Source organism: Streptomyces sp. NPDC102402 (assembly GCF_044765765.1).
GTDB lineage: Bacteria > Actinomycetota > Actinomycetes > Streptomycetales > Streptomycetaceae > Streptomyces.
The window spans coordinates 1-26760 of the sequence record NZ_JBIWKR010000022.1 but is presented as its reverse complement, the minus strand read 5'-3'; the positions used below and the strand labels follow the sequence as shown (position 1 = coordinate 26760).

At 73.3% G+C, this 26760-nt stretch carries 22 protein-coding genes and 1 pseudogene; 16 read left to right on the top strand and 7 right to left on the bottom strand.

Features of this window, described 5'->3' with window-relative positions; translation table 11 throughout:
* Positions 1-316: 316 nt before the first annotated feature.
* Positions 317-982, bottom strand: coding sequence for a ScbR family autoregulator-binding transcription factor (locus tag ACIRJR_RS34545; RefSeq protein WP_403788279.1), 666 nt, complete (start codon positions 980-982; stop codon positions 317-319).
* A gap of 331 nt (positions 983-1313) precedes the next feature.
* Complete coding sequence (locus ACIRJR_RS34540; RefSeq protein WP_403788277.1) at positions 1314-2276, bottom strand: ScbA/BarX family gamma-butyrolactone biosynthesis protein; 963 nt, start codon at positions 2274-2276, stop codon at positions 1314-1316.
* A gap of 586 nt (positions 2277-2862) precedes the next feature.
* Between ACIRJR_RS34540 and ACIRJR_RS34535 the strand changes: the two genes are divergently transcribed.
* From ACIRJR_RS34535 to ACIRJR_RS34515, 5 genes are all read left to right on the top strand, one after another.
* A complete protein-coding gene (locus tag ACIRJR_RS34535) occupies positions 2863-3237 on the top strand; it encodes a DUF6009 family protein (protein ID WP_403788275.1) in 375 nt (124 codons plus the stop codon).
* A gap of 408 nt (positions 3238-3645) precedes the next feature.
* Entirely contained in the window at positions 3646-4266 is a 621-nt protein-coding gene (locus ACIRJR_RS34530) for a ScbR family autoregulator-binding transcription factor (RefSeq protein WP_403788273.1), read from the top strand.
* Positions 4267-4596: 330 nt separating this feature from the next.
* On the top strand, positions 4597-5442 hold the full coding sequence (locus ACIRJR_RS34525) for a BTAD domain-containing putative transcriptional regulator (protein ID WP_403788271.1): 846 nt from the start codon (positions 4597-4599) through the stop codon (positions 5440-5442).
* Positions 5443-5747: 305 nt separating this feature from the next.
* Complete coding sequence (locus tag ACIRJR_RS34520; protein WP_403788269.1) at positions 5748-6488, top strand: acyl carrier protein; 741 nt, start codon at positions 5748-5750, stop codon at positions 6486-6488.
* 12 nt (positions 6489-6500) lie between these two features.
* Positions 6501-6902, top strand: coding sequence for a helix-turn-helix transcriptional regulator (locus ACIRJR_RS34515; protein WP_403788267.1), 402 nt, complete (start codon positions 6501-6503; stop codon positions 6900-6902).
* Between the two features lie 12 nt (positions 6903-6914).
* Here ACIRJR_RS34515 and ACIRJR_RS34510 read toward each other — a convergent pair whose 3' ends face one another.
* From ACIRJR_RS34510 to ACIRJR_RS34500, 3 genes are all read right to left on the bottom strand, one after another.
* Complete coding sequence (locus ACIRJR_RS34510; RefSeq protein WP_403788265.1) at positions 6915-8636, bottom strand: 3-hydroxyacyl-CoA dehydrogenase family protein; 1722 nt, start codon at positions 8634-8636, stop codon at positions 6915-6917.
* Positions 8637-8647: 11 nt separating this feature from the next.
* On the bottom strand, positions 8648-9991 hold the full coding sequence (gene ccrA / locus ACIRJR_RS34505) for a crotonyl-CoA carboxylase/reductase (RefSeq protein ID WP_403788263.1): 1344 nt from the start codon (positions 9989-9991) through the stop codon (positions 8648-8650).
* 347 nt (positions 9992-10338) lie between these two features.
* On the bottom strand, positions 10339-11307 hold the full coding sequence (locus ACIRJR_RS34500) for a BTAD domain-containing putative transcriptional regulator (RefSeq protein ID WP_403788261.1): 969 nt from the start codon (positions 11305-11307) through the stop codon (positions 10339-10341).
* Between the two features lie 254 nt (positions 11308-11561).
* Between ACIRJR_RS34500 and ACIRJR_RS34495 the strand changes: the two genes are divergently transcribed.
* A complete protein-coding gene (locus ACIRJR_RS34495) occupies positions 11562-12383 on the top strand; it encodes a BTAD domain-containing putative transcriptional regulator (protein ID WP_403788259.1) in 822 nt (273 codons plus the stop codon).
* 93 nt (positions 12384-12476) lie between these two features.
* Entirely contained in the window at positions 12477-13214 is a 738-nt protein-coding gene (locus tag ACIRJR_RS34490; RefSeq protein WP_403788257.1) for a thioesterase II family protein, read from the top strand.
* Between the two features lie 353 nt (positions 13215-13567).
* On the opposite strand, the gene ACIRJR_RS34485 is transcribed toward ACIRJR_RS34490, so the two are convergent.
* A complete protein-coding gene (locus tag ACIRJR_RS34485; RefSeq protein ID WP_403788255.1) occupies positions 13568-14056 on the bottom strand; it encodes a nuclear transport factor 2 family protein in 489 nt (162 codons plus the stop codon).
* A 305-nt stretch (positions 14057-14361) separates the two neighbouring features.
* On the opposite strand from ACIRJR_RS34485, the gene ACIRJR_RS34480 reads away from it, so the two are divergent.
* Complete coding sequence (locus ACIRJR_RS34480) at positions 14362-16212, top strand: FAD-dependent oxidoreductase (RefSeq protein WP_403788253.1); 1851 nt, start codon at positions 14362-14364, stop codon at positions 16210-16212.
* Positions 16209-17096: an SRPBCC family protein gene (locus ACIRJR_RS34475; protein WP_403788251.1), complete on the top strand. Its 888-nt coding sequence runs from the start codon at positions 16209-16211 to the stop codon at positions 17094-17096. The genes ACIRJR_RS34480 and ACIRJR_RS34475 overlap by 4 nt, the downstream gene beginning before the upstream one ends.
* Here the strand turns inward: ACIRJR_RS34475 and ACIRJR_RS34470 are convergent.
* Positions 17056-17880: a thioesterase II family protein gene (locus ACIRJR_RS34470; protein WP_403788249.1), complete on the bottom strand. Its 825-nt coding sequence runs from the start codon at positions 17878-17880 to the stop codon at positions 17056-17058. The two genes, ACIRJR_RS34475 and ACIRJR_RS34470, sit on opposite strands and share 41 nt — an antisense overlap.
* 400 nt (positions 17881-18280) lie before the next feature.
* Here ACIRJR_RS34470 and ACIRJR_RS34465 point away from each other — a divergent pair, with 400 nt between their 5' ends.
* The 7 genes and pseudogenes from ACIRJR_RS34465 to ACIRJR_RS34435 all read left to right on the top strand — a co-directional run.
* Positions 18281-19249 (top strand): aromatase/cyclase, encoded by a 969-nt coding sequence (locus ACIRJR_RS34465; RefSeq protein WP_403788247.1) that lies wholly within the window; start codon positions 18281-18283, stop codon positions 19247-19249.
* Positions 19250-19259: 10 nt separating this feature from the next.
* Positions 19260-21014: an acyl-CoA dehydrogenase gene (locus tag ACIRJR_RS34460; RefSeq protein WP_403788245.1), complete on the top strand. Its 1755-nt coding sequence runs from the start codon at positions 19260-19262 to the stop codon at positions 21012-21014.
* Positions 21015-21100: 86 nt separating this feature from the next.
* Positions 21101-21940, top strand: coding sequence for a 4'-phosphopantetheinyl transferase family protein (locus ACIRJR_RS34455; RefSeq protein WP_403788243.1), 840 nt, complete (start codon positions 21101-21103; stop codon positions 21938-21940).
* A 156-nt stretch (positions 21941-22096) separates the two neighbouring features.
* Complete coding sequence (locus tag ACIRJR_RS34450; protein WP_403788241.1) at positions 22097-24301, top strand: condensation domain-containing protein; 2205 nt, start codon at positions 22097-22099, stop codon at positions 24299-24301.
* A 67-nt stretch (positions 24302-24368) separates the two neighbouring features.
* Positions 24369-25592, top strand: coding sequence for a methionine adenosyltransferase (gene metK / locus ACIRJR_RS34445; protein WP_403788239.1), 1224 nt, complete (start codon positions 24369-24371; stop codon positions 25590-25592).
* A gap of 189 nt (positions 25593-25781) precedes the next feature.
* Positions 25782-25949: pseudogene (locus tag ACIRJR_RS34440) on the top strand (carbohydrate kinase family protein); the annotation flags it as partial.
* 44 nt (positions 25950-25993) lie between these two features.
* The coding region (locus tag ACIRJR_RS34435) for a homocysteine S-methyltransferase family protein (RefSeq protein ID WP_403788237.1) at positions 25994-26760 on the top strand (767 nt) is incomplete at its 3' end.

The window sequence follows — 26760 nt, the reverse complement described above, 5'->3', positions numbered from 1 at the left end:
GGACGTTGGCAAAGAAAAGCCCAACCGGTATATTTTCGATCCGTGATGGGGCGGCCTGGACCGCTGCACGGCAGAAGCCGCCCAGGAGGGGAAAAGTGCTGTGCGGTCGGCCCGTGGGGATGCTCCCCGCCTGCGAACCGGCCGAGGCGGGGCGGGGATCAGGATCCTCCTCGCGGAAGCGGGACCGAGGTGTCCGAACGGCCAAGGGCCAGCACCCTCCGCGCCGGGACGCCGCGGTGCCTGACACGGAGGTGTGCCTGGGGGACGGCACGCGCTCCAGCGAAGGCGATCCGGTGGGCGCGGCCGAGCAGGGTTGTCAGCCGACCGCCAGGTCCAAGACGCCCGCCCCTTGGCGTAGTTCGGCGGCGATCGTCTCGCCGCGATCCTGGGTGAGGTCGACGGCGGCCAGGACGGAGGGGACCGCCACGCTGGGCAGGACGTACGCCAGCAGGCTGGAGACCCGCGCCAGCAGGTCCTTGTAGTCGCTCACGGCCTGGGACATGGCCTGGACGCCGGCGAAGGCCCCCACCAGGACGCTGGCGGCCTCGGATGACACGACGTGGGGGAGCAACTCCCTTCTGGCCAGGGCCTCGTCGAGGAGTACTCCGACGACCTCGGTCCAGTGTGCGAACGGGCCGCTGCGGTCGAGGCCGTGGGCCTGCTGGTCGAGCGAGAGCCGAACGCCGGCGCGGACCATCGGCTCGGTCTGCAGCCGGTAGGCGTGCAGCATCACCGTGTCCACGAGTTCCTGGATCTTGTAGGAGCGTGAGGGGACGGGCAGCAGCTGGTCCTGCTCGTGGAGGACCCCCTGGGCCAGGTGCTCCTTGGACGGGAAGTGGAAGTACAGGGCTCCCTTGGTCACTCCCGCAGTGGTGAGGATCTTGCTGATCGTCGCCATCTGGTAGCCGCGCTCCTCGAAGACCTCGGCTGCCGCGGAGAGGATCGCCTGCCGTGTACGGAGTGCCCGGTCCTGCTTGACCACTTTCGCCTCTTTCGCGCGGTGAGTCCCATGGAGTCAGTAAAAAACCGTCCAGTTTGTATATTACAGCTAACGGTGCTCGGCGCAGCTTTCCGGCTCCACCTGACCGACATGTGAAACGACGCGAGGGTTCCCCGGCCGACCCGGGAGCCCCGGGCCGTCATGGCGGCCCGGCCGGGCCGTGACCCGGTCCCGCTACGGATGGAGGGGCTGAGCTCCGGCCGGGCACGGCCCTCCGGCCCCGCCGTGACGCACGGGTCCGGTCTCGGGGTGGTCCTCCGGCTCCGAGCACGGACCCCGTGCCGCACGGCGGGGCCGGAGGGCCGTGCCCGCTCTACCCGAGGTGCTGCGCGGCCACGGTCACGGTGGCGCTGAACACGGGCTCGTCCTCCTGGTGCCCGGTCACGAGGACGGACTCCCCGCCGTTCTTGCCCGGCACGCGGCGGGCGGTGATGAGGCAGGGCGCGTCCAGTTCCGCGTACCGCGCGAATGTGCTGCTCACGTCGAGGGCGAGGGCCGGGCGGCCCAGGGTCGCGGCTGTTGCCTGGCGGGCCGCTTCGAGCAGCATCATGCCGGGAACGTGGTCGACCGGGTGGTCGAAGAGCACGGGGTGGCGGGTGTCCACCCGCAGTTGCCAGCGGTCCGGTTCGCCGGTCGGCGACAGTACGACGTCCGTGGGTGAGATCCGCCCGACGGTCTGCGGGGCCGTGGGGGCGGTGAGAGGGAGCCGCGGGCGGCCGGAGGCCAGCCGCCCGGCGCGCATGCGTGTGTAGACCTCGGAGGACACGCAGGTGAAGTCGGCGGAGCCGGTCGCGGCGATCCGGCCGTTGCGACGGACCACCGCGTCGTAGCGGAACCCGGCGACGGAACGCCCGCGGCGCTTGATGTCGGCGCAGGCGATCTCGATGTCCAACGAGGCCGGTGCGTCGCCGACCAAGAGGTCTTCCGGACACACCGCGAACTCCAGCGACCACATCAGGAAGCTGTGGCCGAGAGGGACGCCGTACTCGGCGTGGGCCAGGAGGGCGCCGGCCTGGCGGATGGTCTCGGCGGATATGAGCGGGTCGTGGTGGCCGTTCACCGCGGTGAAGAAGCTGTGGCCGCGGGGCCATTGGGCGGAGACGGAGAAGCGGTCCTCGCCCGTGCGCTCCCAGTCGGTCAGCATCACCTCGGCGACGCTCGCGCGGTGGACGAATTCCTTGGGCACCGTCGTGGTGAGCGACGGAAAGCGGAGAGCGGTCGTCGCGTGGCTCGCGGGGCAGGTTGCGTCGGCTGAACGGAAAGTGCCGGTGGACATGTTTCCCCCTGAGGTGTGTTGGTTCGAACGTGTGACGTCGCCTCAGTCAGTGAAGATACATACCAACCGGTATATTTTCTACGAGTCGCGACATGCCCTTCATGAATCCCTCGATTTCGGCTGCCGGTCATCGCGCCCGACTCCCTGATGTGCGGAGACCTGCCCGCGGTGACGGTCGGGGCGGCGGAGGGGCGCCCGCCCTCCCGGGGTGGATATCGTCCTTTTCCGGGCTCGGGCTGTGCCTGTCGCGATGGCCCTCCACCACTTCGCGAGCGTTTCTCAAGCGGTGCGCCGCCTCCGTCCGCCCGGCGAGTCGCTTCGTGGGCGGGTGCGGACGGAGCTGCGTCCCGCCGCCGGTGAACCGCGAGCCGTGCCCGGCGGAGCTCACGGGCCCCCGGGCGGGGCACGCCGGTTCTCCCCGGGCGTCGGGCGGGGCGCCCTCATGGGAGGGCCGCGCGGGGTCCGACCACCTCGGCACGGCACTGGTGCGGGTCTGCCGGACCTGCGGCATCCAGGATTTGTGGCTCCACGCGTCCTCCAGCAGCTGGTGCCAGTCTCAGGGCCGGCTCGCGAACGAGGAGACAGGATGAGCGCCCTCATCGCAGACGACGAGATCGTCCACGAGGTGGGCCTCGTCTGGCTCGAGGACACCAGCCGGCTCGACTACGTCCGGCAGAGCCTGGACCGGTTGCCGACCCGGTGCGCGAGGCCCGCCTACCGCCGTGACGGACGGCTGGTCGGGTACGCGCTGCTGGGGCCGGAGGCCAAGCCCTCGCGGCTCTCGGGCACTTTCAGGCGACGGCTGTTCTGGCTGCTGCCGCACGACCGGGACACCGTTCCCGACGGGCTGTACGCCACGGGCTCGCCGGCCGAGGCCGTCGATGTCCGGACCCTGGCGCCTGGCGACAGGGGGCGCAGGACGGAGCGTTCGGCGGGCGGCCCCCGCCCCGCGGGGCCGTGAGGGCGGCGGTCGAAGCCGTGTCCACGGTCGAAGCCGTGTCCACGGCTTCGACCGTTCGGTCAGGTCGACGGAGGGCGGCTTCCCCGCAGTTGACCCGATCGGTCCGAGGGTGGTGTGCGTAGCGCGGCCGCGCTGCGGTCGAGGACGGCATGCGGGCGACGAAGCCCTGGCCGGGGCTCCCGTCGGATCACGTCGCCCCGCTTCCGACCGAGATGGCCGTGTCCGCGCAATGGAAACCGCGCGAGCGGTTTGTTATAGTCGCACGAGGCTCACCAGGGAAGGGCCGGGGCGTGGCGGGTCAAGGCGCCCGAGTGACGCCCTGCCCGCCTCCCCTCGTGGAGCCCCGCAGCAACCCTTCCGGCCTGCCCCTCGGTGGGCGCGGGCCCCCTCTGCAGTGACGGAGCAGTCATGGTCAAACAGGAGCGCGCGACGCGTACGCGCGAAACCCTGATCCGGTCCGCGGCCGAAGTGTTCGACCGGGAGGGCTTCTCCGCGGCGTCGCTCTCGGTGATCACCTCCCTGGCCGGGGTCAGTAACGGGGCGCTGCACTTCCACTTCGACAACAAGATCGCCCTCGCCGGTGCCGTCGAAGAGAAGGCGCTGATCAGCCTGCAAGCCGTCACCGACGCCTGTGTCCCTGTCGGAGCGAGCCGTGTGCAGCTCCTGGTCGACGCGACCCAGGGCCTCGCGGGCGCGCTGCGCGGCGATGTGGTGCTGCGGGCGGGTCTCGCGCTGGGAGGCGAGTCGGCCCGCCCGGTCCACGTCGATCTGCGGGAGCACTGGCGGTGCTGGGTCGCGGAGGCGGTGAAGCACGCCAAGGCCGAGGGCGAGCTGCGCCCGGAGGTGGCGGAGGAGGATGTGGTGACCGCTGTGGTGGCCGCGACCGTGGGCTTCGAAGTGCTCGGCGTGCGGGACGCGGAGTGGCTTTCGACGGCCACGGTCGGGAGGTTCTGGCGGCTGCTGCTGCCGACGCTGGTGCCGCGGGGCTCGCTCCGTGACATCGAGGTCGAGGGGACGCGATCCCCATAGGCCGCTTGTGTCCCGGCTGCCCGCGCGGAGGGGGCGGGCAGCGGTGCGCCGGGGCCGGCCGCACCGGACCGTCCACCGGCGAGGGCGGCGAAGGCTCCGGAGGTGCACCCGGATCGTGGCCGCCGACGCCGGGGCCCCGCCGCCCGGTACCGGCCCGGGTGCCGCACAGGCCGCCCCCGCCAGGATCTGCGCCGGGTCTGTCCACCTTCCCGCCGGTCCTCGAGGGGTGGCGAGTACTACTTTTAAAACAGCGCGGGCGGTTTTGTATTGACAAACCGCGCGTCCTGTTTTTTACTGAGCCAGGCTTCATCTGCGGACAGGGGAGTACGCGTGGACATCGAAGTACTGGGCGCACTGGCGGTGCGGGAGCAAGGAGTCTCCATCACGCCGACGGCCCCGAAACCACGGCAGGTGCTGGCGTTGCTGGCGCTCCATGCCGACCAGGTCGTCCCGGTGTCGGCGCTGATCGAGGAACTGTGGGCGGGCGCACCGCCGCGCAGCGCCCGGACCACCCTGCAGACGTACGTGCTGCAGCTGCGGGTCCTCATCGCCTCCGCCCTGGAACAGGCCGAGTCCGGCGGAGAGGAGAATCCCGCCGGGCGGCGTACCGCGAAGGACGTGCTCGTGACGCTGCCGGGCGGCTACCTGCTCGACAGCGGCGGCGGCACCACCGACGTCCGCGAGTTCGACCGGCTCGCCGGCATGGGGTACCGGGCGATGGACTCGGGCGACTTCCCGGGTGCGGCCCGGCTGCTGCGCGAGGCGCTGTCCCTGTGGTCCGGTCCCGCCTTCGCCGACGTACAGGGCGGGGTGCAGCTCGACATGGAGACCCGGCGGCTGGAGGAGACCCGGCTCTGTGCGCTCGACCAGCGCATAGACGCCGACCTGCGGCTGGGCCGCCACCGCGAGCTGCTCGCCGAACTCACCGTCCTGGCCAGCCGCTACCGCACGCACGAGAACCTGCACGGGCAGTTCATGCTCGCCCTGCACCGTTCCGGCCGCCGCGGCGAGGCCCTCGACGTCTACCAGCGACTGCGCGGCACCCTCGTGCGCGAGTTGGGCCTGGAGCCCTCCGCCGCCGTACGCCGACTGCAGCGCGCCATCCTCATGGCCGGTCCCGAGAGCGTCGTCGAGGCGGCCGAGAACGCGGACGACCGGCTCGCCCGGGTGGGCTGAACCCATGCCCCGTGCCTGCCGTCCCGGAAGGAACCGGGACGCGGGAACAGGACGGAGCGCGCCGGCGGGAGTCCGGTCCACGCCGGTACCGGGACGGAACGCGCCGACGGGAGTCCCGCCCACGCCGGTACCGGGACAGCCCGTGAACGGACATGAACCGCACCGCGATCCGGCGGCGCGTGAACGGCCCCGCGCTGCCGAGCCCGGTGCCGCCGGGCACCGGCGCACGGGGCGGATTCCCGGGCATCCGCATCAGGCGGCCGTACGGGCAGGGGCGCACCGCCGACACCCAGGAGAAGGCTCCGATGACCAGTGACCGAACGGTTTCCCCTGGCGACCTCCTGCCGGATGTCCTCGCCGTCCTCGCCGACGTCCTGGGCGTACCGCCGGAGAAGCTCGACGCGGAGCAGACGTTCCAGTCCCTCGGCTTCGATTCACTGCTGACCGTCGAGTTCGTCGCCGTCCTCAACGCGCGGTACGGGCTCCAGCTCCTGCCCACCGAGCTCTACGACCACCCGTCCCCTGGTGCCTTCGCCCGCCGGCTCGCCCGGGAACCGGGCCGGACCGACGGGGCGGGCCCGGTCCCCGCGGCGGCACGGACCGGCACGCCGCCCGCCACCGACGCCCAGGCGGCCCCGTACGGGGAGTCCCGCCCGCCTGCTGCGACCCGCGCCTTTGCCGACGGGGGCGCGGTCCTCGGAATCCTGCGCGAGCAGCTGGCGGCGATCCTGTGCTGCGACCCCCGGGAGATCGACCCGACCGCGTCCTTCCCGCTGCTCGGCGTGGACTCGGTCATCGGCACCGAGCTCGTCAGCGTCCTCAACCGCACCTTCGGACTGCGGGAGCTCGCCGTCACGCTCCACGACCACCCCAACCTCGCCGAGCTGGCCGCCCACATCGCCACACGCACCGGGGCCGCGCCGGTCCCGGCGGAGCCGGCCGCCGCTGCCCAGCACATCACCGAACTCGACGTGCTGCTCGACGCGGTGCGTGACGACAGGCTCACCGTGGACGAGGCACTCGTCCTGCTGGGCCGACGTGGCTGAGGGGCGTCCGGCGTGGAGAATCCGGCGGACCCGGCGGACACAGCCGGAGCGAGGGGCGGCGCCGGGCCGCTCGACCGTCACACGGGCGCGCACGGGGCGGCCCTGTCGCACGGCCTGACGGGACCCGGCAGAGCGGCGCCCACTCCCCGCGCGGCCGCCCGGGCCGGAAACGGGAACCCCGTGGCCCTGCTCAGCCGCGCCGAGCGCCGGGTCGTGGGGCTGGTGGCGGAGGGCTTCACCAACCGGGCCGTCGCGGCCCGCCTGTTCGTCACCCCGAGCACCGTCGAACAGCACCTGACCCGCGTCTACCGCAAGCTTGACGTGGGCTCCCGGGCCGGCCTCACGGCCCTGTGGCGGGCCGCCGACGGCGCGGGGGACGGCAGCGGCTGCCGTGCCCCGGCGGCCGGGGGATGACCGGCGTTCCGGTCAGTCGCGCCGGACGGTCGTACGGAACCCCCTGCGGTTCTTGCGGCCGAGCGCACCGGTGGAGACCAGGCCGGCCAGCAGAGGAGCCGGGACGTGTTCGGGGGAGCGCAGCTGTTCGTGCAGCCGCTGCTGGATCGCGAGGGACACGTCGAGGCCGATCGTGTCGAGCAGGGCGAACGGTCCCATGGGGAAGCCGAATCCCCGCTGGACCGCCGCGTCGGTCTCCTCGATGTCGGTGCCATGGCGGTCGAGCAGGTTGACGGCCGCGCCGAGGTACGGGAAGAGCAGGGCGTTCACGATGAAGCCGGCCCGTTCCGGGCAGGCGACGGAGGTCTTGCCGAGGGCCTCGGTGAAGGCCCGGGCGGTCGCCGCCGCGGTGTCGGAGGTCTCCGAGGTCCGTGTGATCTCGACGAGCCTCATCACCGGGGCCGGGTTGAAGAAGTGCAGACCGATGACGTCGGCCGGACGGCCGGAGGCGTCGGCGCAGTCCGCGACCGACAGGCTGGAGGTGGTGGTCGCCAGCAGCGCGCCAGGCTTGGCCGTACGGCCAAGTGCGGCGAACAGTTCCCGCTTGACCCGCTCGTCCTCCGCCGCGGCCTCGACGATCAGATCGCACTCGGCCAGGGCACCGACGCCGGTGGCCCCCGTGAGCCGCGCCAGGGCGGCGTCCCGGGCCTCGGCGGTGGTCCGGCCGCGCTCGACGGAGCGCTTCAGCGAGGCCCCGACGGCCGTCAGCGCGGCCGCCGCCTTCTCCTCGCCGCGGGCGACGAGCACCGTGGGGTACCCGGCAGCGGCGGTGACCTCCGCTATGCCTCGGGCCATCGCGCCGGAGCCGAGGATGCCGACCGTTCGCACCGGCCGGACGGCGGCGTTGCCGGGGGTGTCCGCGACCGTGCGCAGCGCCCGGCCTTCGTCGTCGTAGCGGTGGAAGCCCTCGCCGGTCTTGCGGCCGAGCAGCCCGGCGCCGATCGTGCGGGTCAGCAGCGCGGCGGGCTCGAAGGAGGTGTCGCCGGTGCGCTCCCACAGCCGTGTCAGCGCGGCGTGCACGGTGTCCAGGCCGATGGTGTCGAGGAGTTGCAGCGGGCCCTGCGGCAGCCCGCAGCCCAGCCGCATCGCGGTGTCGATGTCGTCGCGGGAGGCGTGGCCCTGGTCGAGGAAGGCGACGGCCTGGTTGAGGTGGGCCAGCACCAGGGCGGTGGCGTCGGCGGCCGGGCGGGCGCCCAGGACCACCGGGGTCAGGCCGAGGGAGACAACCAGCGCGTCGACGGCCGCCGCCGTCTCCGGCGAGGTCAGGGCGGTGTGCACCGGTTCGGCTGTCCCGCCCGGACCCGGCGGGACCAGGAAGCGCAGTCCGGCCACGTTGGCGGGCAGGCCCGAGGCGATCGCGAGCCGGGCCAGGGGGAGTTCGGCGGAGGTGGTCACCAGGGTGGCTCGGGGGGCGGCTGCCGCGAGTTGCCGCAGGACCTCCGTCTTGACGCCGAGGTCCTCGGTCACGGCCTCGACGACGAGAGCGGCCCGGCGCACCTCCGCGAGGTCGTCGGTGAGGACGACGCGGCCCGTGCCGTCGGGCACGGCGGTCTTGGCCCTGCGGGCGGCGCGGGCCAGCACGTCGAGGTCCGTGTCGACGGCGACGACCTCGTGCCCGGCGGCCAGGGCCAGCCGCAGCAGGCTCTCGCCGAGGCTGCCGAGGCCGACGACAGCGGTGATCGGTGCAGGGGGCATGGTGGGCTTCCTCAGTCTTTCCGGGTACGGAACCGGTTGATGGCGTCGATGTGTTGCTCGCGCAGTTCCTCGTCTCGCACGCCGAGCCCCTCGTGCGGGGCGAGGGCGAGGACGCCGACCTTGCCCTGGTGGAGGTTGCGGTGCACGTCGTACGCGGCCTGGCCGGTGTCCTCCAGGGAGTAGACCTTGGAGAGCGTCGGGTGGATCCTGCCCTTGACCACGAGGCGGTTGGCCTCCCACGCCTCGCGGTAGTTGGCGAAGTGCGAGCCGATGATCCGCTTGAGCGACATCCACAGGTAGCGGTTGTCGTACTCGTGCCGGAAACCGGAGGTCGAGGCGCAGGTGACGATGGTGCCGCCCTTGCGGGTCACGTACACGCTCGCGCCGAAGGTCTCACGGCCCGGGTGCTCGAAGACGATGTCCACGTCCTCGCCGCCGGTCAGCTCACGGATGCGCTTGCCGAAGCGCTTCCACTCGCGCGGGTCCTGGTTGTGCTCGTCCTTCCAGAACCTGTAGCCCTCGGCGTCGCGGTCGATGATCGCGGTCGCGCCCATCTTCCGGCAGATCTCCGCCTTCTTGTCGCTGGAGACGACGCAGACCGGGTTCGCGCCGCCGGCCAGGGCGAGCTGGGTGGCGTAGGAGCCGAGGCCGCCGCTCGCGCCCCAGATCAGGACGTTGTCGCCCTGCTTCATGCCCGCACCGTTGCGGGAGACCAGCTGCCGGTAGGCCGTCGAGTTGACCAGGCCCGGGCTCGCGGCCTCCTCCCAGGTCAGGTGCTCGGGCTTGGGCATCAGCTGGTTGGACTTGACGAGCGCCAGTTCCGCCAGGCCGCCGAAGTTGGTCTCGAAGCCCCAGATGCGCTGCTCGGGGTCGAGCATCGTGTCGCCGTGTCCGTCGGCGGACTCCAGCTCCACGGACAGGCAGTGCGCGACGACCCGGTCGCCGGCCTTCCAGCGGTTCACCCCGGGACCGGTGCGCAGCACGACACCGGCCAGGTCCGATCCCAGCACGTGGTACGGAAGGTCGTGGCGCCGGGTGAGTTCGCTGAGGCGCCCGTAGCGCTCCAGGAACCCGAAGGTGGGCAGCGGTTCGAAGATGGAGCTCCACACGGTGTTGTAGTTGACGGCGCTCGCCATCACCGCGATCAGCGCCTCCCCGGGACCGGGCTCCGGGGTGGGCACTTCCTGCAGGCGCAGGGACTTGCGGGGGTCCTTGTCCGCGGAGGCCATTCCCTCGAACATGTCCGTCTCGTCGCGGCGCACCACGCTGCCCCGGTACGACTCGGGCAGTGGCAGGGCCGCGACATCGGCTGACGCCACGCCCTCGGCGAGCAGGGCATTGACGATCTCGTCCACGTGAAATCCCTTGCGAGTAGAGGGGACGCTTCGGTCAGGCTAGGGCGTTTCCCGGTATCGGGGGACCCCTATTTATTCGGTGGGCACTCCTGTTTTCCACGGCGGTCGAAGAGTGATTGTCAACCGCTCGCAGAACGCTCATGCCGCAATCCGGTCCCGCCGGAAAACGACTTGAACTCGTGAGGGGAATCGCGGTGTGACCGGCCGGATGTGCGGCCGGGACGGGCGGGGAATTCGGTGTCCGCGAACCGCCCGCGGCCCCCGCGAGCACCCTGGACGCCCGAGCGGGCGACCCGTGTGAGGTGGTCCGTACCGGGCCGACGGGGGTGCCGGGGCCGCCCGGCCCGTCACACGAGAGTGGGCCCGCCCGCGAGCCGGTGGATGTGGCGCAGCAGGTCCTCCTGCTGCTGGGTCAGGGTGTCGACGCGGGAGCGCAGCCGGGCCAGCTCGCTCCCGAGGTCGAGCAGTGCCCCGTCCGCTCCGAAGGCGGCCGGCGGGGCGGAGAACTCCATGGCGGTCAGCGGAGCCTGGTGCAGGATCGCCTCCATCCGCGAGCGCAGTGCCGGGCCCGGTCCGACCCCGAGCCCGTCGGCCAGCCGGCGGCAGGCTCGCTCGTACACGCCGAGGGCCTCGGTGGGCCGGCCGGCCCGGCACAGCGCGACCATCAGCAGGTCGTGGAAGCGCTCGCGCACGGGGTGCTCGGCGGCCAGCCGTTCCAGCTCGAACACGACGTGCTCGGCAGGGCCGCTGCGCAGGCTCGCCTCGTACAGGACCTCCAGGACGGTCAGCCGCTGTTCCTCGAGCCGGTCCGCCTCCGCGGCACAGATGGCGCCGCGCACGCTTCCCTCCAGTGCCGGGCCACGCCACAGCGCCAGCGCCCGACGCAGCACGGTGACGGCCAGCGCCGGTTCGGCGGCGGCCGCGGCCCGGCCCTCGGCGGCGAGCCGGTGGAAGCACTGGGCGTCGGTGGTGGCCCGGCCCAGCCACAGCAGGTAGCCGGGCGGGCGGGTCGTGATCCACTCGGGTTCGCCGCCGCCGGGCAGCAGCCGACGCAGCCGCGCCACGTGAGCCTGGAGGGCGTTGGCCGGGGCGGCGGGCGGTGTGTCGCCCCACAGCTCGTCGACGAGCCGGTCGACGGCGAGCAGTTGGCCGGGCCGGGCCGCGAGAGCGCCGAGCAGAGCGCTCTGCTTCGGGCCCGACGGCACGGCGCGCTCGCCGGTCCGCGGATCGTGCACCTCGACCGGGCCCAGGATGCGGAAGCCCACCGGCCCGTGGCCGGGGTCCGCGGGCGCCTCGTGCTCCACGGTGTCATTCACGTGGTACGGCTCCTTCCGAAGATCCGCCGGGGCCTCGCGGGAAGCGGTGTGAACTGTCGCCCGAAACGGGAAAACTCGTTCCTCGGTTCGTTCCTCGTGCGAAATCTAGCAGGCGATTTTTCCGCTACAAGGTCAGGGAATTGAGGCCCGCTCGACAGTCGCTGGAGAATTCCGGGATCCCTGCCGACGCTTCGCTACCTTCATTCGACGAAGGCTGAAAATCGATGCGAACTCGACCACGTACGGAGGAAACCGTGAGGATTCAGGTTCTGGGTCCGTTGAGTGCCGAGGTCAACGGGGGCTCGATTGTTCCGACCGCAGGGAAGCCGCGCCAGATCCTGGCTCTTCTCGCGCTGTACCCGGGAAGGGTCATTCCCGTACCGACGCTCATGGAGGAGATCTGGGGGACCGAGCTCCCGCAGAGCGCCCTCACCACCTTGCAGACGTACATCCTGCAGCTGCGTCGGCGGCTGGGCACGGCGATGGGGCCAGGTGCCCCTGGAGGGGCCAAGGAGGTACTCGCCACCCGCCACGGCGGCTACCTGATGCAGATCGCCCCCGAGGCGGTCGACGTGCACGAGTACGAAGGGCTGGTCGGCAAGGGGCAGAGAGCCTTCGAGGAGGGCCAGGACGAGCAGGCCGCCGGCCTGCTGCGCACGGCGCTCGCCCTGTGGCAGGGCCCGGCGCTGGTCGACGTGCGTGTCGGCCCGATCCTGGAGATCGAGGTCATGCGGCTCGAGGAGAGCCGGCTGGTGACCGTGGAGCGCCGGATCGACGCGGACCTCCGCCTGGGCCGGCACGCCGAACTCATCGTCGAACTGGCCGAGCTGATCGCACGTCACCCGCAGCACGAGGGTCTGCACTCGCAGGCCATGGTGGCGCTCTACCGCTCCGGCCGCCAGGCGACCGCCCTCGACGTCTACCGGCGCCTGCGCGCCCGGCTCATCGACGACCTCGGTGTCGAACCGTCACCGCAGCTCCAGCGGCTGCACCGGGCGATACTCATGGTCGACCCCGCTCTGGACCTGGCTTCCGGACCGCGCCGCAGCTCCACGTTCGACTTCTACGCGGCGTAGCCCGGCCGCCCGCGGCGCGCGCCGGGTTCGAGCGGATCTCGAGCACGGTGCGCGAAGGTCCGGGCGAGGACCGACGACCGCGGGAGGACCGGCATGGCCGTGCGACTGGTGTGCCTCGCACACGCGGGAGCCGGGGTGAGTTCCTTCCGGCAGTGGCGGCAGCTGAGCGGCGGTGCTCTCGAGCCGCGGCCCTGGCTGCTGCCCGGCCGCGACGGGCGCCGGCGCGAGCCCCGGGTCACCGGACGCGCCGCGCTCCTCGACGACATGCGCGCGCTCCTCGACGACCCGCCGTCCGGACCGTACCTCCTCTACGGGCACAGCCTGGGCGGCATGATCGCCTACACGCTCGCCCGCGCCCTGCACGAGGCCGGGGCGCCGCTGCCCGCGCTGCTGGCCGTCGGAGCGTGCCCGCCGCCCCGCGCGCCCCTGGGGCTGTCCGGGGCCGCTGACGCCCCCGACGAGGAACTCGTCCGTCTTCTGGACTCCTTCGGCGCCGCGCCGCCCGGAGCCGTGCCCGGCGACCTGTGGCACCGCAAGGTACTGCCCGTGCTCCGCGACGATCTGCGGCTCGCCGCGGACCTGCGCGCCGCCGCGCTGATTCCCTCCGCCGCCGGGCCCCTGCCCGTTCCGCTGCTCGCCGTCGCCGGATCCGAGGACGTCCTGGCCACGGCGGAGGACCTCGCCGGCTGGTCCCGGTGGACCACCGGACGGTTCGTCCGACGCACCGTGCCCGGCGGCCACTTCTTCGTACGGGACCGCGAACTGCCCCGGCTGATCGGCCGTGCGGCCCGTGTCCTGCGGCGCGACGGCCGGTTGCGGACGGACGGCTGACGGAGGCCAGCGGTCCGCGGGCCTGCCGGACGAACAGCTCACCGGGCTGCGGCAGCCGACCCTCCTCGACGACTTCGTGGCGCACGCCGGGCTCGTCCTGTTCCCCGACAGCACCCGCATCCGCACCCGCACCCGCACCCCGCCCGCACTCCGCCCGCACCCGCACCCGCACCCCGCCCGGCCCACGGACCGATCGGCGCCGAGGGAATCGGTGTGGGTGCTCGGAGGCCCGCCGCAACTCGATGACGACCGCACGGGAGTGGCCGGAACGCGCCGGGAGGACGTCGCACCGGGTCTGCGGTACGACGTCCTCCCGGCGCGTTCCGGCCACGGGCGCCGGACGGGCCCGGTGGTCAGAACGACAGGTGGTCAGGGGTGATGCGGCGCTCCCGCACCAGCAGCCGGTCTCCGGCGCGCACGAGGACGTCCTCCACGACCGCACTCGTGCCCGGCTCCGACGCGGGGTTCCACGGCCGCGTCACCCACACCATCGAGGAGAAGCGCGTGCGCAGCGTGCCGTCGGGCTGCTCGTGCACCTGGAGCATGCTGAACCAGTGCCGGCGCCGGACCGGCTGGTTCCCGAAGCGATTGTGGTGCGCGGCGCGAAGGGACAGGGCGATCTCCCCGCGTCCCACCGATTTCTTCCTCAGCGGGGACGGGGACAGCACCCCGTCCTCCGTGAAGGTCTCCGCGAAGGCTTCCGCGAAGGCGTCGGGCCGCAGGTCGTCCAGGAGTTCGGCCTGCTGGGCGTAGAACCGGCTCACTTCGATGTACGGATCGGCGGTCGGCGCGGACACCGCGGGTGCGAAGGCCGGCTCGGGGTGGGTGGTGTACAGGCTCATGCCGCTCCTCGAGAGTCGTCGAACGCTTCCGGACCCGTCCGGTCCCTGCGGTCCAGCGTGTCCGGCCAGTATCCGTAGCGCGGATCGAGAGCTGTTCGAAGATTCCTCAAGCGGTTCTGTGGACAGTGGGGACGCCGGACCGGTCCCGACCGGAACTGATCGGGGCCGATCGGTCCGAGCGGCCCGGCCGGGCCGTCCGGACCCGGCGTCGTACGCGCACCCCTCCGGCAAGCCGGAACGCCGCGCTCCCGCCGTGACATCCGCAACCGCGCAGCGGCCGAGGCCGTCGTCGCCCGAGAGGAGAAATGCCCGTGACCTCCCATGTCCTGGTCGTCGGTGCTGGTCCGGTGGGCCTCACCGCCGCGCACGAACTCGCACGCCGGGGTCTGCGGGTACGGCTGATCGACGGGGCTCCGGGCCCCGCCGTCACCAGCCGCGCAGTCGCCGTGCACCCGCGCACCCTGGAGACCTTCGACCAGATGGGCATCGCGGCCCCGTTCGTCGCCGCCGGCCGGCAGAACCGTGCGTTCACGATGTTCGCGCGCGGCACCCGGCTCGTCCGGCTCGAAGCGGACTACTCCTCGATGCCCACCCGTTACCCGTACAGCGTCATCCTGGAGCAGACCCGCACCGAGGCCCTGCTGCGCGAGGCCGTCGGCCGGCTCGGCGTCCGGGTCGAGTGGGGGACCCGGCTCACCTCGCTGGAACAGGAGCACGACGGTGTCCGCGCCAGGCTCGAACACACCGACGGCAGCACCGAGGAGTACACGGCCGGCTGGCTGGTCGGCTGCGACGGCGGGCACAGTACCGTGCGCAAGCAGTTGCGGCTGCCGCTGATCGGGGAGTCCAGCGAGACCTGGGAGCTCGCCGACGCACCCGTCACCGCGGACCTTCCGCAGGACACCATCTACTGGGTCCACACCGGCCGCCAGGCCCTGATGATGGTGCCGTACAGCCGTGAGGGGCACTGGCGGCTCCTCGACACCGCCCCCGGTACCACCGGCACGAAGCCCGGCGGGGGCGCCGCCACCGCGTCCGTGGCCGAGCGCTTCGGCGCGAAGCTCGGTACCGGCCTCGGCCGCGAGGTCCGGGTGGGCGAGCCCGAGTGGACCTCCGTCTTCACCTTCCAGCAGCGCATGGTGCCCCGCATGCACGACGGCCGCGTCTTCGTCTGCGGGGACGCCGCCCACGTACACAGCCCCGCCTCGGGCCAGGGCATGAACACCGGTGTCCAGGAGGCCTACAACCTCGCCTGGAAGCTCGCCATGGCCGACCGCGGCGAGGCCGGGCGCGAACTCCTCCACACCTACAGCGAGGAGCGCGTGCCCGTCGGTGAGGCCCTGCTCGGCTCCACCCGCAAGGCCACCTTCCTGGTCCAGTTCAAGAACACCGTGGCCGGGTTCATGCTGCCGGTCGTCTTCACCTTCGTACGCAACATCGCCCCGCTGCGCCGAGCCATCCAGCGCAAGGTCCTCGGCTCGATCTCCGGACTCCGGCTCGGCTATCCCGAGAGCACCCTCACCACTCAGCAGTCCGGCGGCGGGACCCTGGAGCCCGGCACCCGGGCCGCCGCCGCGGCGGCCCGCCACCCCGGCAGCCCCGGAGCGGACGCCCTCCGTGACGAACTGCGGGACGTCCGCTGGACGCTCCTGGTCGCAGCCGACGGCCCGCCACGGGCCCGGCGGACGGCCCGGGCGGTCCGCGAGGCCTTCTCCTCCTGGCTGTCCGTACGGACCCTCGGCGGCCCGGCCGGTGCCCCCGGGCAGCTCCCCGACCCGGGCGGGCGGCTGCGCGCGACCCTGGGCCTGGCCCCGGGCGCGTGGGTGCTGATCAGGCCCGACGGCTACACCGCCTCGGGCGGCGCGGAGCTGACCACGGCCGCCCTGGAGCGGGCCCTGGCCCCGCTGGGCAGGGCCGCCGTCCTCGCCCGCGCGGCAGCCCTCACCGACGCCGCCGTTCTCGCCCGCATGGACGCCCCCGCCGACGCCGCCGTTCTCGCCCGCGCGGACGCCCCCACCGGTACGGCCGCGGGCCCGCGCACCGGACCCGGGCCCCGTACCGCGCCCCGGCTTGGCTCTGCCCTCCTCCCGGATCCGGGAGGGCCGACGGCTACCGCCCTCCGCGGGCCCGTCCCGCAGCCGGGGAGCCGCGGATGACCGGACTCCCGCGGGTGCACGGCACGGTGCACCGGACCGAGGTCGAGGCTCCCGCCGGGCTGGTGTACGGACTGCTCGCCGACGCGGTGCAGTGGCCCCTGTACGTGCCCGACACGGTCTACGTCGAACGCCTCGCGTCCGGCGGGGCCGGCGAGCGGCTGCGCAGGTGGGACACGACCGGCGGCGTCCCCCGTTCGCGCACCCTGCGGCGCGTCCTGGACACCGCCCTGCGCCGGATCGCCTTCTGCGGGGAGGACCCGGCGGACCCGGGCCGCACCCCGTCGGGCAGCTGGACCGTCGAGGCGCTGGGTGCCGAACGTGCCCGGCTGACCCTGGAGGTGGACGCCCCCGCACCGGCCGGGAGCCGCTCGCCGGAGGCCGTCGCCGCATGGGACGGTGCCGTGGCCGCCCTCCGCGAGGAGACCGGTCATCTGGCCCGGCTGGCCGCGAACTGGGCCCGCCTCGACGAACTGGTCCTCTGCTTCGAGGACTCGGTGCGCATCGACGCCCCGCCGCAGCAGGTGTACGACCTGCTGGAGAGCCCCGGCAGTCGCCCGTACCGTGTCAGGGCCGTCCCGCCCGGCTCCGTACGGATCCGCCTGCCCGGTCGCGGGCTCATCGTCCACAAGCAACTGCGGACCCCCGTCCCGCTGGCCGTCCACACCGGGGTCTGGACGGTCGCCGACGGCGGCGCGGGCACCACCGTCCTCACCTCCCGGCACGGGGTCGTGCTCCGGACCGGGCCCGTGACCGGACTCTTCGGTCCCGACGCCACCTTCGAGACGGCCCGCCGGCGCGTCCGGCGGAATCTGGGCCGGCGCAGTGCCGCGGTGATGGAGCAGGTCAGGCGGTACGCGGAGGAAGGGCGGCGGCAGGCTGCGTGAACGCGGCCTGCCCCGCGCCCGGCACCTGCGGCCGTGGGCCGCGCCCGAGGTGTGCGACGACCGTCGCGAGCACATCCCCGGGATGGTCCGTCAGAAAGAAGTGTCCGCCGGGGAACACCTGGGCGGTGAACGGGCCGGTGGTGTGGTCCTCCCAGGCCAGCACGCCCTCGATGCCGGCCACCGGGTCCCGGTCCCCGGTCAGCGCGACGACCGGGCAGGTCAGCGCGGGCCGCGGCCGGTACACGTACGTCTCCACCGCCCGGTAGTCGGCGCGCAGCGCCGGCAGGGCCATGGCGAGCAGGTCGGGATCCTCCATCAGTGAGGCGTCCGTACCGCCGAGCGCTCTCAGTTCTGCCAGCAGCCGCTCGTCCCCGGCCGAACCGAGGCCGCCCTCGAACGGGATCGACGGCGCCGTGCTTCCCGAGGCGAACAGGACCGCCGGCACCTCGCCGGCCGCCTCCAGCCGGCAGGCCACCTCGAAGCCGATGGTGGCGCCCATGCTGTGCCCGAAGAGGGCCAGCGGCCGGTCGCGGTACGGGGCCAGGCCCGCGGCGATCCGGTCGGCGAGCACCTGGAGGTCCGTCACCGGCTCCTCGCCGCGCCGGTCCTGACGGCCCGGGTACTGGACGGCCAGCACGTCCACCGCGGGGGCGAGCGCACGCGCCGTCGGGAGGAAGAACCCGGCGGAACCGCCCCCGTGCGGCAGGCACACCAGCCGGACCGGGGCCTGCGGGGCGGGCTGGAACCTTCTGAACCAGCTGCCCTCAACCGGGCGTTCGCTCATCCCTCCACCCTTCCCACTCGGCCGTCGCGTCCAGCATTCACCGGGGCGGCCGTCACGGCCAGCTTCCGCCGTCCGTGGTCCGAGCCGTTGTCCACAGGTCCTCAAGAGAGTACCGAGAGCACGCCGAGTACGCCGTGCCCCACCGCGGTCGCCGGCCTGACCGCGGACCCGCGCCGCAGCCTCCGCACGGACGTGGGTCCGTTCCCGCGTGTCCCGTCCGGACCCGGCACTTCCTGCCCGGACCCGGCAGTTCCCGTCCGGCGCGGCCGGGCGTGGGTGTGGGCTCCGGACCCGTCCAGAGTGCCCGGACGCGTCCTGGACGAAGGATCGAGGGTTCGTCGAGCGATCCTCCGGCGGAGCGGGACAGAGTCGGATGCCAGGACGAGAGAGGTGTGGGCCGATGCCGGACGAGCGAGTGCGTCGCACGTCGTACACAGTGGATGTGGCCGCGCCTGCGGGCGTGCTGTACGGACTGATCGCGGACACCACGCGGTGGCCGCTCCTTGTTCCACCGGCCGTTCACGTCGAGCGGCTGGACTTCGACGGGATCCACGACCGGTTCCGCATGTGGGTGACGGCCAACGGCTCCGTCACCTCGTGGATCTCCCGCAGGCACCTGGACGCGGCGAACCGCACGATCGACTTCCACCAGGAGGTCGCGGCGGCACCCGCCGCGAACATGGGCGGCCGCTGGGTCGTCGAGGACCTGGGCGGTGACCGCTCGCGGATCACGTTGTCGCACTGCTTCACGGTGGTGGGCGACGACCTCGCCGGCACCGAGTGGCTGACCCGGGCCACCTCCGAGAACAGCCGAGCCCAGCTCGCCCGGCTGAAGGAGACGGCCGAGCTGTGGACCCGGCTCGACGAACTCCAGCTGACCGTCGAGGAGTCGGTGCGCGTCCAGGGACCCGCCGAACTCGTCTACCAGTTCCTGTACGACGTCCAGGACTGGCCGGAGCACCTGGCCCACGTCGTCCGTGCCGACGTGCGCGAGGACCGGCCGGGCATCCAGGTCGTCACCATGGACACCCGCACCCCCGGCGCCCCGGCCCGGACCACCGAGTCCGTCCGGGTCTGCTTCCCCCACGCGGGCCACATCGCCTTCAAGGAGACCCTTGCCTCGCCTCTGCTGGCCGCCCACCGTGGCGAGTGGTCCGTGACCCCGGACGAGAACGGCGTCACTGCCGCCGTCACCCACAGCGTCCTGCTGCGGGAGGAGGCCGTCGAGTCCGTCCTGGGCCGCGGCGCCGACCTGGCCCAGGCCCGGCGGTACGTACGCGACACCCTGGGCGCCGCCGGCGCGGCCACCCTCCGGCTCGCCCGTCGGCACGCGGAATCCGCCGTTCGCACGCTGTGCCCGGGACAGTGACCGGCAGCCCATGACGATGACGCCCGACATGCTGCCGCCGTCCGCCGGAACGCCCGCGCCCGAGGCGCGGGCGCTGGGGCGGGCCGCGCGGCTCGAATCCCTCCTCGGAGATCCGCTGCGGCCCGCCAATCCGCACGGCATCGCCGCCCTCATCGCCGCGGACGACCTTCGCCGGCCCCCCGCCGCCACCGAGCGGCTCCTCACCGAGAACGGGCTCGGCGCCGAGTTCGTACCCGCCGCCCTCGGGGGCCGCCTGACCCGGGCCGACCTGCTCGCGAAGGTGTTGCGCCCGGTGTTCCGCCGCGACATCGCCCTCGGCTTCGGCTTCGGCATCACCTCGCTGTTCGCCACCGCCGCCGTCTGGGCCGCCGGCAGCCCCCGCCGGCGCCAGGAGACCGCCGATCTCCTGCTCGGTGGCGGCCGGGCCTCGATCGTCCACCACGAACTCGCCCACGCGAACGCCATCCTGCGCGACGAGTTCACGGCCCGCTCCGTACCCGGCGGCGGCCATACGCTCAGCGGGCGCAAGGACGTCGTCATGAACGCCGCCCGCTCCGGCGCGTACGTCGTCTACGCCCGCACCGCGCCCGAGCGCGGGCCGCGCAGCCACTCCGTCTTCCTGCTGCGCCCCGGCGACCTGCCCGAGGGCGCGGTGCGGCACCTGCCCCGCGTGCACACCCCCGGCATGCGCGGCGGCCTCTTCTCCGGGCTGGAGTTCACAGCCTGCCCCGCACCCGAGGACGCCATGGTCGGCAGGCCCGGCGAAGGCGTCTCCCTCGCACTGCGCACCTTCCAGGTCAACCGCTGCCTCATCCCCGCCGTCGCGGTCTCCGCCGTCGACACCGTGCTGCACTCGGCCGTCCGCGCGGTCACCACCGGCCGCAGCGCACCCGTGGCCCGGCGCTGGCACAAGCCCCTCACCGGGGTCTTCGCCGATCTGCTGGCCTGCGACGCCATGGCCACCGTCGCACTGCGCTCCCTGAGCCTGCTGCCCGAGCGCACCCACGTGCTGGCCGCCGCGGTCAAGTACGTCGTGTGCGACCTGCTGCGTGAGGACCTGGAGGAGCTCGCCTCCGTGCTCGGCGCCCACGGCTACGAGCACGGCAGCCCGCAGTACGGTGCCCTGGAGAAGATCGTCCGCGATCTGCCCGTCGCCGGGCTCGGCCACGCCGGCACCGCCGCCTGCCAGGCCGTCATCGTCCCCCAGTTGCGCACCCTCGCCGAACGCTCCTGGTTCCGGGCCGAGGAGCCCCCGGCCGAGGTCTTCCGTCCGGGCGCCGGCCTGCCGGACCTCGACTACCGGCTGCTCGGCTTCGCCGGTGGCGACGATTTCCTGCCGGCTTCCCTCGTGGCCTGCGCGGACCGGCTCTCCGCGCACCGTGCCTCCGGCGGCGCCGTCGCCGCACTCGGCGAACTGGCCGAGGGGTTCGTCGGAGAACTCCGGGCGCTGCGTACGGCCTGCGCCGCGCTGCCCACCGGGGGCGCCGGCCTCCGCGACCCCGCGGTCGTCGTCCTCAGCGACCGGTACGCACTGGTCCTGGCCGCCGCCGCGGTCCTCGGGGTCTGGGAGGGGCAGGACGGCACCGACCCCTTCCTCGCCGATCCCGCCTGGGCGGTCCTCGCCCTGACCCGGCTGGCCGGACGGCTGGGCATCACCGTGCCCGAGCCGCCCGCGGGCTGCGCGGAGGAACTGCTCGCCGAGGTCCTCGGACGCCACCGCACCGGCCGCAGCTACGACCTCGACGGCACGTCGTCCGCCTGGTGAGCCGTGCGACCCGCACACCGCGAAGCCCTGACCCCGCCCCCGAACGGGCGGCACACCCCCCGCAGCCGCAGAGGAGGGCAGGAACCGTGCCGGAACAGCACAGCGCCCCGGGCGGGCGAGGAGTCCCGTCCCCCATCCACGTCACCGGACCCGAGAGCCCCTGGGAGGCGGTGCGCGGGGACCTGGAAGTACTCGGCAGCGCCGTGGTGTACGCGACCTGGGGGGAGTGGCTGACGGCGGCCCTGACCACTTCGGAGCTGCGGCCCCTGCTGGGCCGCGACTGGGCGCGCTACCGGCGAACCGAGGACGCCGCGGTCCGGTACCGTTTCGTCACCTCGCGGATGGTGGTCAAGTACACGGCCGCCGCGGCGCTGCGGACGGATCCCGCCGCACTCGACCTCGCGTACAAGATCGGTGGACGGCCCTACATCCGGGGCTTCGACCAGATCGACGTCAGCCTGAGCCACACGGACGAGGTGATCGCCGTCGGGGTCAGCCGCACCGGTCGCATCGGTGTCGACGTGGAGCCGGCCGGCCGGCGGCTGTCCTTCGAACTGCTCCACGACCACATATGCACCCCGGCCGAACAGGCCGAGCTCGCAGGTCTGTCCGACGAGCGCAAGGCCGCCGAACTGCTGCGCCTGTGGACTCTCAAGGAGGCCTACACCAAGGCACTGGGCCAGGGGCTGAGACTTGGGTTCACGGAGTTCGGCTTCGGTCTGGAGAGCGGGGACCTGACGGCCCCCGACGGGAGCGCGGCCGCGCGTGGCGAATGGGCTTTCCGGACCCACCGGGTGCTCGGCCGCTACCTGCTCAGTGTGGCCTGCCACGACGCGGGTCTGGACACCGGTCCGGACACCACGGTCCAGACGATGCTCGACGACGGGTTCATGGGCGCCGTCGAGGAGATGCTCGCCGCCGGCTGACGTGCCGGCCGGTCCCGTGACCGGGTCCGGAGCCGCCGTGTCAGCGGCGTGTCGGTGCCGCGTGGCGTGTCCGTGGACAGTCCCGACACCCCGCCGATTCCGTACAGAGCCGCACCGGACCGACCGCACCGACCCGCACCGACCCGGGAGGGACCGATGACGATGGCCGCACCTCAGGCCGTGACGGTGGTCATCGCCCCCGGCCGGCCGAGCTCGCTGGAACTGCACGGCCCGCTGGCGCCCGCCGCACTGGAGCCGCTGTTCGACCGGTTCCCGCCGCCCCGGCCCGCGCTGCGCCGGCACTCCCCGGTCCACCACACGCTGCGGCTGCCCCTCTCCTACGACGCGGGTCGGCTGGCCGACCTCCTGACCGGGCCGGGTGCCCTTCCCCGCACGGCAGCGGACGTAGGTGTGCCGACGGAGGGCCACCGCGACGGTGTCCCTGGCCCGGAGGCCGCCGGGCCCGCCACGCGCCGTCCGGTCTCCGCCGCTCGCCGCCCGTACTCTCCTTCACACGGCCACCCCGCCGCCCCCCGCCAGCAGGACATCCTCCTCGGCTCCCTCACCCACCCCGGCACCGGCCTCCACGTGGAGCAGGTCCACTGGAGCTGGCACGGTCCGCTCGACCACGAGCGGTTCCGGGCGGCCTGGCAGAGCGTCATCGACCACGAGGCCGTGCTGCGTGCGGTCCTGGCCCGCCCCGCCCCGCACCATCCGCCCCGTATCGTCGTGCGCCCGTCCGCGGCACCGCAGATCGTCCGCCGCTCCCAGGGGGCCCCGGAGTGGAACACCCTGGTCGCCACCGAGCGGCTGCGCGAGTTCGATCTGATGTGCGGCGGTCCGCTCCGCATCGTGATCGTCGACGACGCCCGGGGCGCCGGCGCCCCGGGCACCCGGATCCTCGTCACCTACCACCAGGCCCTGATCGACACCCGCAGCATGAGCCTGCTGCTGCGCTCCTTCTACCGCGCCTACCTCGACGGTGGCCGCGTCAGCGGCGGCGAGCGCCGCCCCGACGTACGCGACCACCTCCGCTGGGTACAGGGGCAGGACCTCGGTCCCGCCCGCGCGTTCTGGTCCCGTGCCGCACCCCTGGCGGGTGCGCTCACCCTGCCCGCCAGGCCCTCCGGCACCGTCACCCGCCAGCGGGGCCATGGCCGGGCCTGGCGGCGCCTGACCCCGGACGAGGCGGTCCGGCTGCGCGACTGGGCCGCCGGCCACGGAGCCACCGAGAGCACCGTCGTCCAGGCCGCCTGGGCGCTGCTGCTGCACCGCGCCCACCCCGTCCTCGCCCCGGTGGCCTTCGCCGCGGTCGTGTCCGGCCGCGGGATCGCCCTCGACGGGGTCGAGGGGATGCCGGGCGCCCTGGCCAACCCGCTGCCCGTCGCCGTGGACGTCGGCCCCCGCACCCGGGTCCGCGACCTGCTGGCCGCCCTGACCGACCGCGCCATCGACACCGCCGCGTACGAATGGATCTCCGCCGGGCAGGTCCACGACTGGTCGGACCGGGCGGCCGAGGACGAACTCACCGAGTCCGTCGTCGCCTTCCAGCCCCTGGACCTCCTGACCGCGCGCTCCGGAGCGCTTTGCGACCCGGCCGCCGGGCTCCGGAAGGAACTGGCCGCCGAGGGCGTGCGCGTGGAACCCCCGGAGGTCTTCGGGGCGCACACGGGGGTGCCCCTCACCCTGGCCGCCCGCCACGACGACGCGGGAGGCCTGGTCCTGACCGTCGTCCACGACCGGACCCGTATCGCGGAGGCCGACGCCTCCGAGTGCCTGGCCCAACTGGTCCGGCTCCTGCGCGGCCTTCCCCTCGCCGCAGAGGAGTCCACGACCGTGGAGGAAGCCCTCGGGCTCCTGGAGGGCTGCCCCGTGCCCCGCACGGCGCACCGGCCGCCGTCCTCCCTGCGTCTGCTGCGTCCGGGCGCGGCCCGGGGCGCGGGCACGATCTTCCTGATCCCGCCCCCGGGCTTCCCGGAGACCTGTTACGACATGCTCGCCCGTGGCCATGACGGGCCCCAGACACTGGTCACCGTCACCGCACCCGCCGACGCCACGGCCTGCCTGACCGCCCTGGGTCCGGCCCTGGCCGCCCGCGAACCCGTCCTGCTGGGCGGGTACTCGGGCGCGGGAGCTCTCGCGTACGGCGTGGCGCAGCGCGTCGCCGCCCATGGCTGGGCACCCCCGCTCGTCGCGATCGGCGGCACCCCGGGGGCCGCGTCCGCAGCGCCGGGCTCCCTCCCCGGATCCCCGGCCGGAGAAGGAACCGGAGCCGAGGCCGCGGCGGCCCGTGAGCTCGCGGCGGTCCTCGCCGCCACCGCCGCGTACGCGGCGGCGAGCGGGGCCGAAGGAACCGTATGACCCACGTATGCCGGCCGGGCGCACCGGAACCGAACGGCCGCCCTCTTCCTACCGACTGGAGTTCGCCATGACCCGCCGTCTGTTCACCTCGGAGTCCGTGACCGAGGGCCATCCGGACAAGATCGCCGACCAGATCAGCGACACCGTCCTCGACGCCCTGCTGAGCCAGGACCCGGCCTCCCGGGTCGCCGTGGAGACCATGATCACGACCGGCCTCGTGCACATCGCGGGGGAGGTGACCACCAAGGCGTACGTCCCGATCGCCCAGCTGGTCCGGGACAAGATCCTCGAGATCGGTTACGACTCCTCGAAGAAGGGCTTCGACGGAGCCTCCTGCGGCGTGTCGGTGTCCATCGGATCCCAGTCGCCTGACATCGCACAGGGCGTCGACACGGCGTACGAGAAGCGGGTCGAGGGAACCCAGGGGGACGAGCTGGACAGCCAGGGCGCTGGTGACCAGGGCCTGATGTTCGGTTACGCCTCGGACGAGACCCCCGAGCTGATGCCGCTGCCGATCCACCTCGCGCACAGGCTCTCCCGCCGCCTGAGCGAGGTCCGCAAGAACGGGACCGTCCCGTACCTGCGCCCCGACGGCAAGACCCAGGTCACCATCGAGTACGACGGCGACAAGGCGGTCCGCCTCGACACGGTCGTCGTCTCCTCGCAGCACGCGAGCGACATCGACCTGGAAGCCCTGCTCATCCCGGACATCCGGGAGCACGTCGTCGAGTACGTGCTCGACGCGCTGGCAGCCGACGGCATCAAGCTGGAGACCGACGGCTACCGCCTGCTGGTGAATCCGACGGGCCGCTTCGAGACCGGCGGCCCGATGGGCGACGCCGGCCTGACCGGCCGCAAGATCATCATCGACACCTACGGCGGCATGGCCCGCCACGGCGGCGGCGCCTTCTCCGGCAAGGACCCGTCCAAGGTCGACCGCTCCGCCGCCTACGCCATGCGCTGGGTCGCCAAGAACGTCGTCGCCGCGGGTCTGGCCGCGCGCTGCGAGGTCCAGGTCGCCTACGCGATCGGCAAGGCCGAGCCCGTCGGCCTCTTCGTCGAGACCTTCGGCACCAACACCGTCGAGACCGAGAAGATCGAGCACGCCATCGGTGAGGTCTTCGACCTCCGCCCGGCCGCGATCATCCGCGACCTCGACCTGCTCCGTCCGATCTACGCCCAGACCGCCGCCTACGGCCACTTCGGCCGGGAACTCCCCGACTTCACCTGGGAGCGCACCGACCGCGTCGACGCCCTCAAGAAGGCCGTGGCAGCGCCTGCCGCCACCTGACGCCACACCCGTCCGGCGTCCCGCGGAACCGTCTCCCGGGGCGCCCGGCCCGTCGCGGGCCCGTCCGCAGGCCCGCGCCGTGTCCGACCGGACGGGATCTTCCGGACACGGCCCGGAGCCGGTTCCGGTCCTGTCTGCTCCGCCCGCTCCTTCCCGGCCTGTCTTCCGACCCCTCACAGGAGAGCCCTCGTGCGCATCGCGGTGACCGGATCCATCGCCACCGACCACCCCATGGTCTTCCCCGGCCGTTTCGGCGGCCGACTCCTCCCCGACCGGCAGCAGCACGTGCCGCTCTCCTCCCTGGCCGACCACCTCGGCGTCCGGCGCGGCGGAGCGGCGGCGGACATCGCCCACGGCGGCCCGTCCGCACAACGCGTCCTCCCGGTTCTGGGGGGCCTGCGATGACCGGACCCGCCACCCGAGCCGCAGCGCTCCGTGAGGCGCTCGCCACCCGGGTGGTGGTGGCCGACGGTGCGATGGGCACCATGCTCCAGGCCCAGGACCCCACCCTGGAGGATTTCGAGAACCTCGAGGGCTGCAACGAGATCCTGAACGTCACCCGGCCCGACATCGTCCGGTCGGTGCACGAGGAGTACTTCGCGGTCGGGGTGGACTGCGTGGAGACGAACACCTTCGGCGCGAACCACTCGGCGGCGAACGAGTACGAGATCGCTGACCGGATCGTCGAGCTGTCCGAGTCGGGTGCCCGTATCGCCCGGGAGGTCGCCGACGAGTTCACCGCGAAGGACGGCCGTCAGCGGTGGGTGCTGGGCTCGATCGGTCCCGGCACCAAGCTGCCCTCGCTCGGCCACATCGCGTACGACGTGCTCCGCGACGGCTACCAGCAGAACGCGGAAGGCCTGCTCGCCGGCGGCGCGGACGCCCTGATCGTGGAGACCACGCAGGACCTGCTGCAGACCAAGTCGAGTCTCATCGGCGCGCGCCGGGCGATGGACGCCCTGGGCTTCGACGTGCCGCTGATCTGCTCGCTCGCCTTCGAGACGACCGGCGTCATGCTGCTCGGCTCGGAGATCGGTGCCGCGCTGACGGCCCTGGAGCCGCTGGGCATCGACCTGATCGGGCTGAACTGCTCGACGGGCCCGGACGAGATGAGCGAGCACCTGCGCTATCTGGCCAAGCACTCGCGCACACCGCTGATGTGCATGCC

Bases quoted from the DNA above. Each gene is read 5' to 3' on its own strand.
- ACIRJR_RS34540 (WP_403788277.1), bottom strand. From the start codon at position 2,276: ATGTCCACCGGCACTTTCCGTTCAGCCGACGCAACCTGCCCCGCGAGC.
- ACIRJR_RS34535 (WP_403788275.1), top strand. From the start codon at position 2,863: ATGAGCGCCCTCATCGCAGACGACGAGATCGTCCACGAGGTGGGCCTC.
- ACIRJR_RS34530 (WP_403788273.1), top strand. From the start codon at position 3,646: ATGGTCAAACAGGAGCGCGCGACGCGTACGCGCGAAACCCTGATCCGG.
- ACIRJR_RS34520 (WP_403788269.1), top strand. From the start codon at position 5,748: ATGACCAGTGACCGAACGGTTTCCCCTGGCGACCTCCTGCCGGATGTC.
- ACIRJR_RS34510 (WP_403788265.1), bottom strand. From the start codon at position 8,636: ATGCCCCCTGCACCGATCACCGCTGTCGTCGGCCTCGGCAGCCTCGGC.
- ACIRJR_RS34490 (WP_403788257.1), top strand. From the start codon at position 12,477: ATGGCCGTGCGACTGGTGTGCCTCGCACACGCGGGAGCCGGGGTGAGT.
- ACIRJR_RS34485 (WP_403788255.1), bottom strand. From the start codon at position 14,056: ATGAGCCTGTACACCACCCACCCCGAGCCGGCCTTCGCACCCGCGGTG.
- ACIRJR_RS34480 (WP_403788253.1), top strand. From the start codon at position 14,362: ATGCCCGTGACCTCCCATGTCCTGGTCGTCGGTGCTGGTCCGGTGGGC.
- ACIRJR_RS34475 (WP_403788251.1), top strand. From the start codon at position 16,209: ATGACCGGACTCCCGCGGGTGCACGGCACGGTGCACCGGACCGAGGTC.
- ACIRJR_RS34470 (WP_403788249.1), bottom strand. From the start codon at position 17,880: ATGAGCGAACGCCCGGTTGAGGGCAGCTGGTTCAGAAGGTTCCAGCCC.
- ACIRJR_RS34465 (WP_403788247.1), top strand. From the start codon at position 18,281: ATGCCGGACGAGCGAGTGCGTCGCACGTCGTACACAGTGGATGTGGCC.
- ACIRJR_RS34460 (WP_403788245.1), top strand. From the start codon at position 19,260: ATGACGATGACGCCCGACATGCTGCCGCCGTCCGCCGGAACGCCCGCG.
- ACIRJR_RS34450 (WP_403788241.1), top strand. From the start codon at position 22,097: ATGACGATGGCCGCACCTCAGGCCGTGACGGTGGTCATCGCCCCCGGC.
- metK (WP_403788239.1), top strand. From the start codon at position 24,369: ATGACCCGCCGTCTGTTCACCTCGGAGTCCGTGACCGAGGGCCATCCG.